13 protein-coding genes are annotated in these 15,154 nt (G+C 57.3%); 1 reads left to right on the forward strand and 12 read right to left on the reverse strand.

Translation table 11 applies throughout. From position 1 onward, the window contains the following. Window positions 1-5 precede the first annotated feature (5 nt). The 9 genes from ACXIUA_RS07940 to pdxS form a co-directional block, all read right to left on the reverse strand. Entirely contained in the window at window positions 6-2,780 is a 2,775-nt protein-coding gene (locus ACXIUA_RS07940; RefSeq protein ID WP_457976521.1) for a DEAD/DEAH box helicase, read from the reverse strand. Between the two features lie 4 nt (window positions 2,781-2,784). Beyond that, entirely contained in the window at window positions 2,785-3,702 is a 918-nt protein-coding gene (tatC, locus tag ACXIUA_RS07945) for a twin-arginine translocase subunit TatC (RefSeq protein ID WP_457976522.1), read from the reverse strand. 115 nt (window positions 3,703-3,817) lie between these two features. Beyond that, complete coding sequence (tatA, locus tag ACXIUA_RS07950; protein WP_070362472.1) at window positions 3,818-4,108, reverse strand: Sec-independent protein translocase subunit TatA; 291 nt, start codon at window positions 4,106-4,108, stop codon at window positions 3,818-3,820. Between the two features lie 36 nt (window positions 4,109-4,144). Then, the gene (locus ACXIUA_RS07955; RefSeq protein WP_256000183.1) at window positions 4,145-5,086 is read right to left on the reverse strand and encodes a helix-turn-helix transcriptional regulator; all 942 of its coding nucleotides are present in this window, start codon (window positions 5,084-5,086) and stop codon (window positions 4,145-4,147) included. Continuing rightward, entirely contained in the window at window positions 5,083-6,039 is a 957-nt protein-coding gene (locus ACXIUA_RS07960; protein ID WP_256008175.1) for a helix-turn-helix transcriptional regulator, read from the reverse strand. Before ACXIUA_RS07960 ends, ACXIUA_RS07955 begins: the two co-directional genes overlap by 4 nt. Beyond that, a complete protein-coding gene (pafA, locus tag ACXIUA_RS07965) occupies window positions 6,029-7,444 on the reverse strand; it encodes a Pup--protein ligase (RefSeq protein ID WP_457976523.1) in 1,416 nt (471 codons plus the stop codon). Before pafA ends, ACXIUA_RS07960 begins: the two co-directional genes overlap by 11 nt. After that, the gene (locus tag ACXIUA_RS07970) at window positions 7,441-7,626 is read right to left on the reverse strand and encodes a ubiquitin-like protein Pup (protein WP_288791857.1); all 186 of its coding nucleotides are present in this window, start codon (window positions 7,624-7,626) and stop codon (window positions 7,441-7,443) included. The genes pafA and ACXIUA_RS07970 overlap by 4 nt, the downstream gene beginning before the upstream one ends. After that, window positions 7,619-9,130 carry a depupylase/deamidase Dop gene (dop, locus tag ACXIUA_RS07975; protein WP_457976524.1) on the reverse strand — a complete coding sequence of 504 codons (1,512 nt, stop codon included), beginning with the start codon at window positions 9,128-9,130 and terminating at the stop codon, window positions 7,619-7,621. The genes ACXIUA_RS07970 and dop overlap by 8 nt, the downstream gene beginning before the upstream one ends. 41 nt (window positions 9,131-9,171) lie before the next feature. Next, the gene (gene pdxS / locus ACXIUA_RS07980) at window positions 9,172-10,056 is read right to left on the reverse strand and encodes a pyridoxal 5'-phosphate synthase lyase subunit PdxS (protein ID WP_369822168.1); all 885 of its coding nucleotides are present in this window, start codon (window positions 10,054-10,056) and stop codon (window positions 9,172-9,174) included. Between the two features lie 10 nt (window positions 10,057-10,066). On the opposite strand from pdxS, the gene pdxR reads away from it, so the two are divergent. Next, window positions 10,067-11,500, forward strand: a complete 1,434-nt coding sequence (gene pdxR, locus ACXIUA_RS07985; RefSeq protein WP_252930886.1) for a MocR-like pyridoxine biosynthesis transcription factor PdxR — start codon at window positions 10,067-10,069, stop codon at window positions 11,498-11,500. On the opposite strand, the gene arc is transcribed toward pdxR, so the two are convergent. From arc to ACXIUA_RS08000, 3 genes are read right to left on the reverse strand one after another with little or no spacing between them, the layout of a single operon-like run. Beyond that, the gene (gene arc, locus ACXIUA_RS07990; RefSeq protein WP_288791860.1) at window positions 11,489-13,006 is read right to left on the reverse strand and encodes a proteasome ATPase; all 1,518 of its coding nucleotides are present in this window, start codon (window positions 13,004-13,006) and stop codon (window positions 11,489-11,491) included. The two genes, pdxR and arc, sit on opposite strands and share 12 nt — an antisense overlap. Before the next feature lie 10 nt (window positions 13,007-13,016). Then, window positions 13,017-13,850 carry a tRNA (adenine-N1)-methyltransferase gene (locus ACXIUA_RS07995; RefSeq protein ID WP_070477125.1) on the reverse strand — a complete coding sequence of 278 codons (834 nt, stop codon included), beginning with the start codon at window positions 13,848-13,850 and terminating at the stop codon, window positions 13,017-13,019. A gap of 15 nt (window positions 13,851-13,865) precedes the next feature. Further along, a complete protein-coding gene (locus ACXIUA_RS08000; RefSeq protein ID WP_457976525.1) occupies window positions 13,866-15,110 on the reverse strand; it encodes a M18 family aminopeptidase in 1,245 nt (414 codons plus the stop codon). Window positions 15,111-15,154: the final 44 nt, after the last annotated feature.

The following is a 15,154-nucleotide window of genomic DNA, read 5'->3' on the forward strand; positions in this document are numbered from 1 at the left end:
TCGCACTAGTTCCCGATTGCCACTACACCGCGTCGAATAGCTTCTATCGCGCGGTTCGCATTGTTGCGAATCTCATCGCTGTAGCCGACCTTCTTCACCTGTTCTAGCAGGTCGATCACCTGCCGGCACCATCGGACAAAGTCGCCCGCGGTCAGTTCCGCGCCAGATTCTGCCGCGGCTGCAAGCGCGTACCCAAGCGGTGCGCCGGCGGTCCATTGGTGCAACGCGAGTGAGAAATGTGGGTCTGGCATTCTGGTGAGTGGAAGATTGTGGCGCTGCTCATCGGAAACGAGTTCGCCGTACACACGCATCGTTTCATTCATTGCGTGGGCCATTGGCTCTGTAGCGGCCTCCGGGGAGCCTCCCGTGGTACGGCGGTTCTCAAACACGACCATCGACGCGACACCGGCGAGCTCGGCGGGGTCCAACTCGTCCCAGATCCCGCGTTTTAGGCACTGCGCAACGAGGAGGTCCGAAACATTGTGCAGCTTTGCTAAACGCTCGCCCTCATCAGTGACTTGGAATTCTCCTTCCACGAGCTCCACGTAGTCGAGTTCTTGCAGCAGCCCGATCAGGCGCTCGAATGTTCTGCCAAGTGTGTCGGTGGCGTTGTCTACTTGCCTGCTCAGCCGGTCAAGTGCGCGCTGCTCACGGGCAAGCTTCTCGCCTACTCGGGCCAGCATTTCGCGGTCCGTGGCCGGCCATGAGTGGACGGGGTGCGCATGAAGTTGCTCGCGAAGTTTGGTGACGGATTTTGGAGTTCGATACCGGGCCTTCTCACGCAGTCGCTTTGGTGCATGCACCGGAGCGTGGCGGAGCTGGCTTGCGATCTTTTTCGCAAATTTGCGTGGTTGGTCCCGCGTATGCCGTGGAACTTTCATTCGCCCTACGACGAGTGGAGTGTTCTTGAAAAAATCAGCGTTGATGCGGCTCGACCAGCCACGCTCGGTGGTGACCCAGGGGCGCGGATCGTCGTGTCTGCCGGCGGGCTGAACCACGACCGCGAGCTCCGGTTGACGTTTACCAGGAAGCGCGATGATCTCGCCGACTTCCAGTCGGGCCAGCACGCGGGCGACCTCGGTGTGCCGGTTGTCGAGCACGTCTCTGCGTGCTTTCTTCTCCTCCACGCTGAGAGCATGTCGGATGTCCAAGTACTCCAACAGGTCCTCAATCGCGTGATCTGATGGTGGCGCGTACGAAGAGATATCGCGGGATAATTGGGCGCGAAGTCGAGCAACTTTGCCTTCCAGCCGCTCTAGGTCCCTCACCTCGCCAACCACGGATCGGTCGGTTTGGAACTGAGCAAATGACTGCTCGATAAGTCGAATGGAGTCGTCGAAACCATTCATGGCAAGCATGTTGATAGCCATGTTGTAGCCGGGAGCAAATGGTGAAATGAGTGGATACGTTCTTGTCGACGCCAATCCAGCTACATACTGCGGGTCCATCGCTGGCGCCCACTGCACAACAGCGTTGCCGAGCACATCGATCCCTCGCCGACCGGCGCGCCCCGTGAGCTGGGTGTACTGCCCTGGTGTGAGGTCTACGTGGCCCTCGCCGTTGAACTTGACTAACTTCTCCAGCACGACGGTTCGGGCCGGCATGTTGATGCCCAGGGCCAGCGTTTCGGTCGCAAAGACCACCCGGACGAGCCCTTCCACAAATAACTGCTCGACGATGTGCTTGAACGCGGGTAATAGCCCTGCGTGGTGCGATGCGAACCCCCTCAGCCACGCGCTGCGAAGCTGCCGGTAGTTCAGTACTTTGAGATCCTCTTCCGGGATGCCTTCAACACCCGCGTCGATGATCTCGGCGGCACGTGCACGTTCCTCTTCTGTCGTGAGTTCCTTCCGCGAACGGAGGCATTGGTAGAGAGCGCCATCGCATCCCGCTCGAGAGAAGATGAACACAATTGCCGGAAGCATCTCTAGCCCATCGAGCACCTCGACAACTTCCGGCCGCCCAACCGGACGGTAGCGGTCTTGTTGGCGCGTCCTCCCATGGCGACGTCCACTCGAGCGGGCACGGAACCCGCGACCTTCATGAAAGTCGTCCGCGCCTTCTTCCGTCGTTCGAGACTCGATACGGGCGATCTGATGCGCCAAAGCCCTGTTAAGTTCGGGCTCGGAGGATGGGTTGGCAGGTTCGAACAATGGAAGGACCTTCTTGCCAACCATCATGTACTGACTTAACGGAACCGGACGGTCTTCGGAAACAATCACGGTCGTATCGCCACGAACAGTGTTGAGCCATTCACCGAACTCTTCCGAGTTCGACACAGTCGCCGAAAGCCCAACGATCTGGACGGAGTCGTCCAAGTTGAGAATGATCTCCTCCCAAACAGGTCCACGTTCCGGGTCTGCGAGGAAGTGGATTTCATCCATTACCACGTGGGTTAGTCGGTCCAGGCGAGGTGCTTCCGCGTACACCATGTTTCGGAGTACCTCTGTCGTCATCACGACGATGTCCGCCGAACCGTTGATGCTCACGTCGCCTGTCAGCAGTCCAACGGATTCTTCGCCGTATGCAGCGACGAAGTCGTGGTACTTCTGATTGCTCAGCGCCTTAATTGGTGTGGTGTAAAAGCACTTTGTGCCTCGCGAGAGCGCCAGCGCAACGGCGAACTCACCGACTACGGTTTTCCCGGATCCCGTTGGGGCGCAGACGAGCACGCCCCGATCGTCTTCGAGTGCCTGGCAAGCTTCAATTTGGAATGGGTCGAGCGGAAAATCCTTCGAGGCTTGAAACTGTGCGAGAAACGAGTCAGAGGAAGCGGACATGCCCCTACAGTACGTCGTTGAAGGGATCCTCGGTAAACGTGTGCACGGGCTTTGGCTTCTCTACGGCCGCTACGTTACCAATCGGTGCTGCCTTTTCGATGGGCGAAGCTGCGTCGATAGGTCCTGAGGACTCGTCGTCGTCGAAGTCGAGCCAGTCCGGTCTGTTCCTGGCGTGGCGCTTGTCATTGATCCTGCAGAACTGGAATGCGCACTCGACGAGGAGTGTGATGGAGAGCGCCAGCGCGACCATCGAGAACGGGTCCTGGCCGGGTGTCATAAACGCCGCAAAGATAAAGATCCCAACGATGATGATCCGGCGCTTATCCTTTACCTGTTCATAACGAATGATGCCCGCGACGTTGAGCATCACGATGATGAGGGGGACTTCGAAGCTCACACCAAAGACGACGATGAGCCCGAGCAAAAAGTTATAGTAGCTTCCACCAGACAGTGCGCCAATCTGCACCTCGCTGCCCATCGTCATCAGGAAGTACAGTCCTTTGTCCAAAACAAAGTACGCAAGCATCGCCCCGGCCACGAAGAGCAGTACCGCAAGCGTCACAAACGTGAATGTGTACTGTTTTTCATTCTTGTGGAGCCCCGGCGTGATGAATCGCCAAATTTGGGTCAGCCACACTGGTGATGCCATGACGAGCCCAGCGAGCGCGCCTACCTTCAGCCGCAGCATGAACATTTCGAAGGGGCCCGTCGCTAAGAGACGACAATTGCCATCACCTGTGAAGTCTGCTCGAAGCTCAGTCGGGAGGTTGCAGTACGGGCCTCGAATGATTTCGCCGAGTGGGTACCAGTGAAAAGGCGCAGACTGATACCAAATGAATCCCACAACGGTGCCGACGCACACTGCGACGAGCGAGACGATGACGCGGCGTCGTAGCTCTTTCAGGTGTTCAACGAGCGTCATCTCGCCGGTAGCATTCTTTGGCTTCCGACGAAATCGACGACCTGCCTTTTGTGCAGGCGGAACTTGCTGTTGCCCCACTGAACTACGACCTCCAAGAATTCCTTAACAACAAACGCTACTGGCGGTGCTGGTTCTCAGGCGCGTCCCAAAAGCTTTGCTGAGCGTTAGGGCCTGTTTGCTGCTGTGGATTCGATGGAGGAGCGATTTCTTTAGGTTCCTGGCTCTGCGCAGGCTGCTGCGGAGTAGCTTGCGTCTCGTCGTCGTTGCGCAGCTCCTTGACTTCAGACTTGAAGATACGGGCGGAGCGACCCATCGAACGTGCCAAGTCGGGAAGCTTGTTTGCCCCGAACAATAACAGCACGATGGCCAAAATAATGAGGATTTCCATCCAACCTAAATTCGGCATTGGATTCCTTTCACACTGCTTGGGTAGAGTCCTCCGCTATTCTAATGCCTCTAAGCCGGAAAACGCACGACGGCGTGCCTCATCAGCCAGCTCTGGCGGACCGATGAGTTCGATGCGGTCTCCTTGGCTAAGGCAGAAACGGATAAGCCAGTCCGCGGACCCGTAGACCATGGTTGCCTCAATCCGTCCGTCATCATAGGCATCACCGATTTCGATTTCCCAGTAGTCCGCAAGCCATGTCGCATCGGAAGATACGAGTAGGTTAGCGATGTTTTCAGAGTCGAAGCCAAATGGGTCGGAGCCGTCGAACGTTTTGCCTACCGCAGAACGGTCGGCTGGAACTTCGGTCAACTGAGCTTCACGAATACGGTCAGTTCGGAAGCTCTTCTCCTCTCCTTCATCCAGCGCCGTGAAATAGGTGTGACCACCTTGGTGAAAGAACCGAATACCGGTCAACTGGCGCTCACGAAGCGTATCGGAGGAAGGCGAAAAGTATGTCACCTGCACTTGGACGCCCTGCTGCAAACCACTTTGAAGTATCCCCAGGATGGATTCTTGATCGCTTTGTTCCCCATCCGCGTCAAGCACGGAGGTACTGCCAACTACAGCTCGCAACTTCTCTGCTGCAGAACTCAGCGCCGCTTGGTCGAGCAGGCCTGGCATGGTCTCGAATGAGTCGAGCAGTAGTAACAATGTGTTTGCCTCGGTTGGTGTGAGACGCAAGGGCCGACTCAAACCTTGGTCGTCAATGACGGTCACCTCGGTCCACGAATGTTTGAGATCAATCATCTCCCCGGGGCCATTGCCAACTCCCGACAAATGGAGCATCGCCAAGTCGCTTTTCACCTGTTCCGCGTCAGTTCCGATGTCCCGCGCTATTTCCATTGGTGAACGATCTGGGTGCTGCGACAGGTATGACAACAGGTTTAAAAGCCGTGCCAGACGCACCTGGCGTTCGACTGCAGTGTTTTGCTTCATGCTTCAACTCGTTCCTGTCCTCGAAGCTGTTTGCGCAAGAGCGCAGATACCTCTTCGTGGATATCGGGCGGCGTAATTGAGCGCACATGCGGAGCAAGGCTCGCGAGAGTGCGCACGAGCCAGTCGCGTTCGACCCCACTGACAGCTATCCGGTCCAGACCCGCTGCAGAGCCTTCTGAGCGCTCTCCTTGCAGTGATAGCTCCTCGCCTACACCAGCTGAAATTTCCACCACGGCATCGACAAGCGGGCCACGAAGTACGTTCTGAAGTACGTCACGCGGGTCCTTGGTGGCGTCGTGAAACGATGTCTGATTCTTCGACTTCCTGATGTTGCTCACCTTCATCAGTCTGAAGACGCGCTCCTGGCCGCGATCGCAGTCCCAACCAACAAGGTAAGTCTTGTTATTGAGAGGTACGACGCTCCAAGGGTCGAACGTTCGGCGCTGGATCGACGCACCTGGAGCTGGCTGAAAATCGAACGTCATGCGGGTCTTGGTGCGTGCGCAAGCCAAGGCCGCCTTGAGTACATCAGGGTCGAGGTTGATGATGTCGTTGTCGACGAACGCAATGGTTGGACTATCAAACATCCTGGTAACGCCAGATGCCGCGATCTTTGTCCAACCGGATCGCGCAAACGCGCCTAGGCGTCCCGCCTGGCTGAGATCAACTACTAGGCCGAGCGCCGTTGCCTCCTCAACAGTGAGGTTGAGCGGCTCGAGTTCATATTTATCGTGTTCGATCCATGCCTCGCCTGCTCGAGTTTCTGCGGGCACGCCAACACGGCGAAGGTCGTCGACGTCGCGCTTAATCAGTTTTTCCAGGGCCTCTGGAGTTCGATCAGCGTATCCGTCGACGTGCTTGGCAATCCACTGCTGTGTCCTCGGACGCGGTGACCCCAGTAACGCGAACGCCAAGTTCAGCTGCCGGGAAGTCATTACATCACTACGCGTCATGATGCTCCTGTTGGTGGTTGTCCACGATGTATTGGATCAAGGCGTCGACGTCAGCGTTCTCGGTTTCGAAGGGATCGAGAAGCTTGAGCGTTCGAGGCTCTGGACGGTTTACTTTCAGGTGCACCCAGTCGACGTTGTGCTCCGCGTTGTAGTCCCGAGCAGCTGAGAGGAACCTGCCCCGCAGCGCGGCGCGAGTCGTGGCAGGAGGCTGCTCAGCAGCCATTCGAATGTCCGCGTGGGTAGTCCAACGCGCCGCGAGGCCTTTGCGTTGCAGCAGGTAGAACAGACCACGCTCCGGGTTGATGTCGTGATAGGTCAAATCAATCTGTGCCAATTTCGGATGTGACCAGTCCGTGTCTAGTTTTTCACGAACTTGCTCTAAGAGCTTGTGTTTGATCACCCAGTCGATCTCTGTGTCAACCGCAGAGAAATCCTGCGTCTCGATTGCAGTCAGCACTCTTTGCCATAGCTCCACTACCCGACCGAGTTCCTCGTTTGAGGTTCCCTCGTCTGGCCGTTGTGTCAGCCATTTTGTGGCGGCGTCAAGAATCTGTTGCTGCACCGCGAGTGCTGTAACAGTTGAACCATCTTTACAAGTAAGGAGCGTTTGGCCAGTCGGGTCGAGCGCAATCGCTCGAATATGCTTGATCGGATCTTCGAGCTCCACGTTCGGCATCGGGAAGCCAGCCTCGAGCATCTCAATGACCAGCTGCGTCGCGCCTACCTTGAGCGCGAACGTAGTTTCCGACATGTTGGAGTCACCGACGATGACGTGCATTCGGCGGAATCGATGAGAATCTCCGTGTGGCTCATCTCGAGTGTTAATAATGGGACGCGTGCGCGTGGTGGCAGATGAAACCCCTTCCCACACCTGGTCGGCGCGCTGGGACAGCACAAACTTGCCCTTATTGATCATTCCTGCGCCGCATATTAGCTGTCTCGTAATCAAAAAAGGCAGGAGCTGCTTGCTGAATGACTTCAGGACGATTTCTCGACTCACTAGATAATTCTCGTGTGCACCGTAAGAGTTGCCCTGTGAGTCGACGTTGTTCTTAAACAGGTACACCTGGGCCGGAGTCCCCTCCTGTGCAAGGGCTTCCTCTGCATGCAGCGCAAGCTGGTGGTAGAGCATCTCGCCAGCCTTGTCGTATTGCAAGAGCTGCATCAGTGAGTCGCACTCTGGCGTCGCGATTTCAGGGTGCGCACCTACGTCGAGATAGAGCCGAGAGCCATTCTGGGTGAAGATATTCGACGACCGATAGCGCGAAACTACCGGCCGGAACAAGTAGCGCGAAAGCTCTTCCGGGCCAAGGATGGATTGCCCATGTGCGTAGGCGGCGAGCCCAAACTCCGTCTCTACCCCCATGATTCGGCGCGCATACAGCGCAGGGTGTTCGGAACTCATTGGCCACCTTTTTGAACGAATGAGCGCACAAACTCCTCAGCGTTCGTGTCAAGCAAGGCATCAATCTCATCGAGTAAATCGTCAGTGCCTGTCACCTTGACCTGGGCTTGGGCGCTGTTGCCTTCTTCATTCTGCGGTTCCGGGGTGTCTCCTCCACCGAACATTTGTTGCTGCTTAGACATGCTTATACCCTAGCGCGTTTAGCAGCTCCGATGCCGTTGTAGCGCGGTTGATGATTTGGGCAGTTTGCTCATACGTCCAGCCATTGACATCGTCGAGCGGCACGCGGACCATTCGATCCTCAATCCTGAAAACGATGGACTGCCAACTCGATGCCGCGATCTCTTCCCCAAACTTTTCGGTTACCTTGCCACGGAAGTACGCGCGGGAGTTTCTCGGCGGGTTCTTTGCTGCGTGAGCAATCTCCTCATCGCCTACTAGCGTCCGTATCGATCCTTTTCGGACGAGTGCGTTATACAGCGATTTCGCAGGATCTATGTCAGCGTACTGGATGTCGATCATTTTCAACTTTGGGTCGTCCGCGGCTACTCCTCGGTCCATGAACGAGCGCACAAGCGCCCACTTGGCCGTCCAATCAAGGCGATCCGCGGTGCGCAGTGGGTCGACTGCGAGATCATCGAGCACTTCAGCCCAAAGAGCGAGCACTCGCTTATCGACGTCCCCTTCGTTTGGCAGCCCCTGCACCCGATCTCGGATTTCCCGAAGCACCTCGATTGCTGTGCAGCGCCTACCGTTGGCAAGAAGTAGTTTGTGTGTGCACGTTGGGTCGTGGGAGATGCGTTGCAGCTCAGCAACCGGGTCCTGGATGGTGAGGTCCGAGAAGTCCACTCCAGCTTCGATTGCGTCGAGCACGAGTTTGGTCATGCCCATCTTCAAGAAGTTGGAGTACTGGCTCATGTTGGCGTCACCGATGATGACGTGGAGGCGTCGAAACTGTGTAGCGTCAGCGTGTGGTTCGTCGCGCGTGTTGATGATGCCTCGGTTCAGTGTCGTTTCGAGTGAGATTTCCTGCTCGAAGTAGTCTGCGCGCTGTGAAATCTGGAAACCGGCATGTTCACTTTCGCGCCCGATGCCAACTCGTCCGGCGCCAATGATGACCTGCCGAGTGACGAAGAACGGAATGAGCCCCTCTACCACCGCTGCGAAGTCAGTATGGCGTGAGTACTGGTAGTTTTCGTGACTGCCGTACGACTGGCCCTTGCCATCGACGTTGTTCTTGTAGAACTTAATGGGTGGGCATGGTGCAGCGCCGTCAAGCACCGAAATACCTTCGTCCCAGAGATCGCGGATGTCGTCCATGGACTGCCGCAAGTAGAGATCACCAGCGGCGTCGTACAGCATGGCGTCCCAGGCGTTATCAACTTCCGGGGAGGAGTATTCAGGATGGCCGTGGTCGACGTAATACCGAGCACCGTTAGTAGTCACCACATTAGCCACGCCAATCGCGTTTGGGTCGACAACAGGAACCGTCCGATAGCGTTGGAGGTCGTATCCGCGAGTATCCTTCAGCGGGTGTTCCTCTGCGTAGTCCCATCGGCTTCGAGCACTCGTATGCATCGCAGCGTACGCCACGACGGCATGCGTCGAGGTTATGAGCGGGCTGAGCGTCGGGTCGCTCGGAGTCGTGATGCCATACTCAGTTTCTGTTCCCATGAAACGTCCCATGGCTCACGACTGTACCGCGACGCTACCTCCCGTGCTGGCATTTACCAGCCGCGCTCAGCCAAGCGATGCGGCGCAGGCAGATCGCTGACGTTAATGCCAACCATTGCCTCGCCAAGGCCGCGTGAAGCTGCTGTGACTTCGGCGATGTCTTGCCAGTTGCGGGTTGCACGAACGACAGCTTCCGCGCGCTTCTCTGGATGCTCGGACTTAAAGATGCCCGAGCCGACGAAGACGCCGTCAGCGCCAAGCTGCATCATCAGAGCTGCGTCAGCCGGTGTTGCAACGCCACCAGCGGTGAACAGGGCAACGGGAAGCTCGCCGTGTTCAGCAACGTACTTCACCAGATCATATGGGGCTTGCAGCTCTTTCGCCGCGACGTAGAGCTCATCTGGGTTAGACGCTACCGTAGCCTGCAGCTGTGCGATTTGGGCTTTGATAGTGCGGATATGTTTCGTGGCCTCGGAGACATCACCAGTACCAGCCTCGCCTTTGGAACGAATCATGGACGCGCCTTCATTGATGCGGCGAAGTGCTTCACCCAAGTTTGTCGCACCGCACACGAAGGGGGTGTTGAACGCGTTCTTATCGATGTGGTTGACATAGTCAGCTGGGCTGAGCACCTCGGACTCATCGATGTAATCGATTTTGAGATGCTCCAAGATCGCGGCCTCGACCGTGTGTCCGATGCGGGCCTTTGCCATGACTGGGATTTCCACCGCGTCGAGGATCTCTTCGATGAGGTCGGGGTCGGACATACGCGCCACCCCTCCCTGGGCACGGATGTCTGCCGGGACTCGCTCAAGTGCCATGACGGCAACGGCGCCGGCATTCTCCGCAATCTTCGCCTGCTCTGCGGTCACGACGTCCATGATGACGCCGCCGCGCAAGCTGTTGGTCAACTCTGCATGTTTCGAAAAATCAGTCATGGGTTCCATCATGCGGTACGATCTGGACGATTACGAGGTCCAGTTTTATGGCAATATTTTGTACCAGTTGGTGAATATGTTCTTTCCAGTCTCGCGTAACGCATCACTTTCACTTCCTGCTCAAATCGCAGCGCAAATCCGAACCGCGGTTGCCGAAGGCACACTGCGACCCGGAGACACCATCGCATCTACCCGCGAGCTTGCTACCCAACTCGGCGTATCGCGTGGGACCGTGGTCAGCGCGTTCGATCAGCTCATCAGCGAAGGCTATCTGGATACCACGCAGGGAGCACCAACAAGGATTCATCCTGAGCTCCGAGTACCGAAGCAGTCGATACAACAGAGGCAAAGAGCATCCAACGAGGCGTCAACACCTGCAGTACTTTCGCTGGTCCCAACATCAGGTATCGACGGCATGATCCGGCCAGCAGCCTGGCACCGTGCATGGCGCGAAGCCTCATATTGCGTGCCGAAACAGGCCGACCCACAAGGCGAGCCGAAACTACGGACTGCAATCGCCGAGCACCTGCGAGTAGCTCGTGGGCTTCACGTTGCTCCGGAGGAGGTCATCGTCACCGGGGGGACCCGCGAAGGACTGCTGCTCACGCTGATGTCTATTGGCAACAGCGTCCGAGTTGGTGTTGAAACTTCGGAGTCCAGCGGGCTTCGTTCCGTGATCGCTCTCGCAGGCCATGCGACGGTGCCCTGCCAATGTGACGACGAAGGCGTCTTAGTCTCGCAGCTTCCGTGCGACATCGACGCACTGCTCATCACGCCAGCCCACGTGCCGCCGTTTGGCGGTGTCATGACAGTACGCCGACGCGTTGAGTTACTCGAATGGGCATCGGCAACGGGTACGTTGCTCATCGAGGATGACTTCAACACAGAACTGCGCTACCGAACCGCTCCCCAACCGACACTGAGCGCTCTACCGAACTCAGGCAGCGTGCTCACGCTCGGTACTTTCACAACGCTGCTGCACAAGCAGCTTTCCGCCGGCTACATCGTCACCACACCGGATACGTTTTCCTCGGTGCAAGAGACCCGGGAAGTGCTAGGAATGCCGGTATCGACAGTTACCCAACACGCGATCGCGCACCTACTGACTGATGGCACCGTCCGGAAAAGCACCAAGGCGTTTCACACTCGGCTTGCGAAGCGGCGTCGACAGGTAACCCCACTCCTCGAGCGTATTGCCGAAGCCAGTGGTGCGAGCAACGCCACCATGAGCAACACGAGTAGCGCTGACATTATCGTTGAGTTTTCTCATCAACGCGATCTGCAGCGCTTCAGGGAGCAGCTGAAACGCGTCGGCTGCGTTTGCGCGACCGGTGATTCAACTGGCGCTGGCGAAGACTGTTTTGCACTGCTCAGTTTCTCAACGCTGAGCGACCAAGACTTTGATGCCGCAACGCGCTCCCTCGCTGAGTTTCTAGGATGCTGACCTAGCGACGACCTCCACAGCGACCACCTGCTTGCCATGTCGACCGGCTAGGCGCGACCAAGTATCTGGGTCGGCAGTATTTGGCAGGTCCTCATTTTCCTGCTGCTCCGCGCGAACCGCCGCACGCAGGTGCTCCGCAGTAACGCCGGTATCTGACTCGCCGGAAATAGCGTCCTTGATAGCAAGCTTTTTGGCGCGGCTGACAATGTTCGCGATCATCGCACCAGAGACAAAGTCAGAGTAGTGCAACGTCTCCTCAGAGCCATCAATCAACCGGAGACGGACGAAAGGCCGCGGCGCGAACAACTCCTCGACGGCGATCTGTGCAAGCTCCTCGATAGGAGCTGCGTGAGGGACTTCAGGGCGTAAGTACCGGCCGAAGATATCGAGGGCCTCAGCTTTAGTCGGGCGTGAAATCCGCACCTTGATATCGAGGCGTCCAGGTCGGAGAATCGCAGGGTCAATGAGCTCTTCCCTATTCGTCGCGCCGATGACGATGACGTTCGAAATATCTTCTACGCCGTCAATCTCTGTGAGCAGCTGCGGCACAACTGTCGTTTCCATATCGGAGGACACCCCCGAACCGCGGGTACGGAAGATCGACTCCATCTCATCGAAGAAAATGATCACGGGGCGACCTTCCGAGGCGAGCTCCCTCGCACGCTCGAAAATCAGCCGGATTCTACGCTCGGTCTCTCCCACGAACTTATTCAGCAGCTCGGGGCCCTTCACGTTGATGAAGTGCGCCGACGCACCATGACCAAGCCGGTGCGCCAACGAATTCGCGACCGCTTTCGCAATCAGCGTCTTACCGCACCCGGGCGGGCCGTACAGTAGCAGGCCCTTCGGGGGCTTCAAGTCATACTGCTGGTAAAGGTGAGGGTGCGCGAACGGCAGCTCAACCGCATCGTGGATGAGCTCAATCTGTTCTTGGAGCCCGCCGATGTCCTCATACGTCACATCGGGTACTTCTTCGAGTGAAAGCTGGTTCACCTCGGTCTTTGCAATGCGCTCAAACGCGAACTGTGCGCGCACATCAGTAAGCAACGTGTCACCGGCACGGCTTTCACGTTGTAGCTCGTCTGTAAGCCGTACGACGTGCTCCGTTCCCTGGATGTCTTGCACAATAGCGCGACCGGCGTCCAGCTTTTCAACGAGCGTAGCTAGCTGGCCCACAGCAGGATATTGGCAGACCTCGAGTACCACGCTGCCATCGCCAAGCCTAACCAGCGACCCCGGCTTCACTCGGTCGATCGCGATCGTTGGCGCGACCTTGACACGCATGTGCCGACCGCTTGTAAAGACTTCAGCGTCTGTTCCATTGCCAGTGGACGCAAGGAACAGACCGTACGTCGAAGCTGGGTCGCCGAGGGACTCGACCTGTTCGTAGAGCTCTTGCAGCTTGTCCCGACTGGTTTTGAGCATGTCCGCAAGCTGTGCATTGCGCGCGCGGAGCTGCTGGTTGTCGCGTGTGAGTACCTGGACTTCGGGCAAGCGTTCAGTCATACAAGGAATCTTAGCGACGCGCGCGCCGTTGCGGACGAGGTGGTGTCACTCCGTCCGCGAGTCGGCGCGTCCACACGAGAAATGCAGTGTGCGCGTTCATACGGTGTTCTGGCCGAGTTGCCAGACCTTCGACCTTCCATTCACGCAGCAGGGTTTCCCATGCGCGAGGTTCCGTAAAGCACTTTGCCTCGCGGATGCCCTCCATAATGTTCATCAGCTGCGGGACGGTTGCCACGTAGGTCATGAAAACGCCACCGGGGATCAACACATTCTTGACGGTGTCGATGAAGTGCCACGGTTCAACCATGTCCAAGATCACGCGGTCAACTGGTCCACCAAGGTCCTCTTGAGTGACCTCACCGAAATCTCCCAGACGTGGTGTCCACCAATCAGGGCGACCGTTGAAGTAGTCCTCTACGTTGTCTTTCGCGAACTTCAGATGATCATCGCGGATCTCGTAGGAAAACACATGACCATCGGGACCGACAGCACGCAAGAGCGACATCGTGAGAGCACCGGAACCTGCGCCGGCCTCCAACACGCGCGCACCCATAAAAATGTCGCCCTCGACAAGAATCTGAGCGGCATCCTTTGGATAAATGACCGCGGCGCCACGTGGCATGGATAACACGTGATCAACAAGCAGGTGCCTGAAACAGAGATAGTCCGCACCCAAGGTGGACTTCACCACCGAGCCTTCGTGCGCGCCGATGATGTCGTCGTGGCTGACAATCCCCTTATGTGAGTGAAACTGCCCTCCTTCAACGAGTTGGATGGTGAAGTGGCGACGCTTTGCGTCCGTGAGTTGGACTTTATCGCCAACGCGAAATGGACCTGAATACATGTTGTTCAGTATGCCTTACACTCGCGCATCCGTGTAAAAGGCGTGGAGCGCCTGTACAAACCACTTCATATCCTCTACCGCACACATTTCACGGGCGGAGTGCATCGAGAGCAACGGAACACCAACATCCACGGTAGGGATGCCAAGGCGAGTCGCGGCGATAGGTCCGATCGTCGAACCGCAAGGGACGTCGTTGTTTCCGACGAACACCTGGTTCGGCACACACGCCGCCTCGCAAGCGCGAAGCCACGTTGCCTCAGTTTCCGCGTCGGAGGCGTAGCGCTGATTTGCGTTCACCTTCAGGACAGGCCCGGCGTTCAGCAAAGGGCGATGCGAAGGATCGTGCTTTGTTGCATAGTTCGGGTGCACCGCGTGAGCAGCGTCGGCTGAGATCATCGAAGACCTAGCGCAGAGGCTCAGGAAGTCATTGACCCCCAGCCCGGACGCGATTCGTCGTAGGAATCGCTCGAGTAGTGGGCCTGCTGCGCCCGTCGGTGAGTTTGAACCGACCTCTTCGTGGTTGAACGCGACGAGAACCAATACATCGGAATGTGTTGCCTCACGTTGGGCTTCAATCAGCGCTTCTAGGCTCGCCCACACACTGGTAAGGTTGTCAAGCCGACCAGCCATCAGCATGTTACCAATCACTGCACCAGGCTGCGTATCTACCGTAATCAGCTCGTGCGCAGCAATTGACTCGCCACCCAACCCAATTTGCTCACCGATGACTTCCAAGAGCGGACGATCCACGCCGAGCACCGGCTGCGTGTGTTGTTGGCGCTCAACCGGAGGCGTATCCGCTCGGTACAAGTGAATTGCGAGGTTCGGGACCCGAGCAATCGGACCAGTATTTACCAAGTGGGTCTTCCCACTCGCGTCCACCACACGCCCCGCAAAGGCAAGGTCACGGTCGAACCAACTCTGCAAAATCGGCCCGCCGTAGACCTCAACTGCCACCTGATGTATCCCCTCTCCCTTAACGTCAGGCCTCGGCTTCACCATAAGCCCAGGGGAATCCGTATGCGACCCAACAATCCGAAATCGGCTGGTCTCGGAGTCAAACTCTTCGGGTATCCACCACGCTACGACTGCCCCTCCTTCGACGGCCACATGGCCACCCGGAGTTGCGGGAGATGCGGTGGAGCTGGCGTCGTCAAGAAATCCTTTGCCTACGAGCATCGAGCGAACTTGGCTAGCTGCGTGGAACGCGCTCGAGCTTGCGCTAAGAAATCGAAGAAACGAATCAATCGATGTAGTCATACGTGCGAGTCTAGCTCGAGAGAAACCACTAGGATAGGACGAAT

The sequence above is a fragment of the Corynebacterium sp. UMB8791 genome (assembly GCF_054166365.1).

Excerpts from the sequence above, each read along its gene's own strand:
- ACXIUA_RS08000 (WP_457976525.1), bottom strand. The coding sequence starts at position 15,110 with ATGACTACATCGATTGATTCGTTTCTTCGATTTCTTAGCGCAAGCTCG.
- dop (WP_457976524.1), bottom strand. The coding sequence starts at position 9,130 with ATGGGACGTTTCATGGGAACAGAAACTGAGTATGGCATCACGACTCCG.
- arc (WP_288791860.1), bottom strand. The coding sequence starts at position 13,006 with ATGACTGAACGCTTGCCCGAAGTCCAGGTACTCACACGCGACAACCAG.
- ACXIUA_RS07955 (WP_256000183.1), bottom strand. The coding sequence starts at position 5,086 with ATGAAGCAAAACACTGCAGTCGAACGCCAGGTGCGTCTGGCACGGCTT.
- tatA (WP_070362472.1), bottom strand. The coding sequence starts at position 4,108 with ATGCCGAATTTAGGTTGGATGGAAATCCTCATTATTTTGGCCATCGTG.
- ACXIUA_RS07970 (WP_288791857.1), bottom strand. The coding sequence starts at position 7,626 with ATGTCTAAGCAGCAACAAATGTTCGGTGGAGGAGACACCCCGGAACCG.
- pafA (WP_457976523.1), bottom strand. The coding sequence starts at position 7,444 with ATGAGTTCCGAACACCCTGCGCTGTATGCGCGCCGAATCATGGGGGTA.
- ACXIUA_RS07960 (WP_256008175.1), bottom strand. The coding sequence starts at position 6,039 with ATGACGCGTAGTGATGTAATGACTTCCCGGCAGCTGAACTTGGCGTTC.
- pdxR (WP_252930886.1), top strand. The coding sequence starts at position 10,067 with ATGCGGTACGATCTGGACGATTACGAGGTCCAGTTTTATGGCAATATT.
- ACXIUA_RS07940 (WP_457976521.1), bottom strand. The coding sequence starts at position 2,780 with ATGTCCGCTTCCTCTGACTCGTTTCTCGCACAGTTTCAAGCCTCGAAG.
- tatC (WP_457976522.1), bottom strand. The coding sequence starts at position 3,702 with ATGACGCTCGTTGAACACCTGAAAGAGCTACGACGCCGCGTCATCGTC.
- pdxS (WP_369822168.1), bottom strand. The coding sequence starts at position 10,056 with ATGACTGATTTTTCGAAACATGCAGAGTTGACCAACAGCTTGCGCGGC.
- ACXIUA_RS07995 (WP_070477125.1), bottom strand. The coding sequence starts at position 13,850 with ATGTATTCAGGTCCATTTCGCGTTGGCGATAAAGTCCAACTCACGGAC.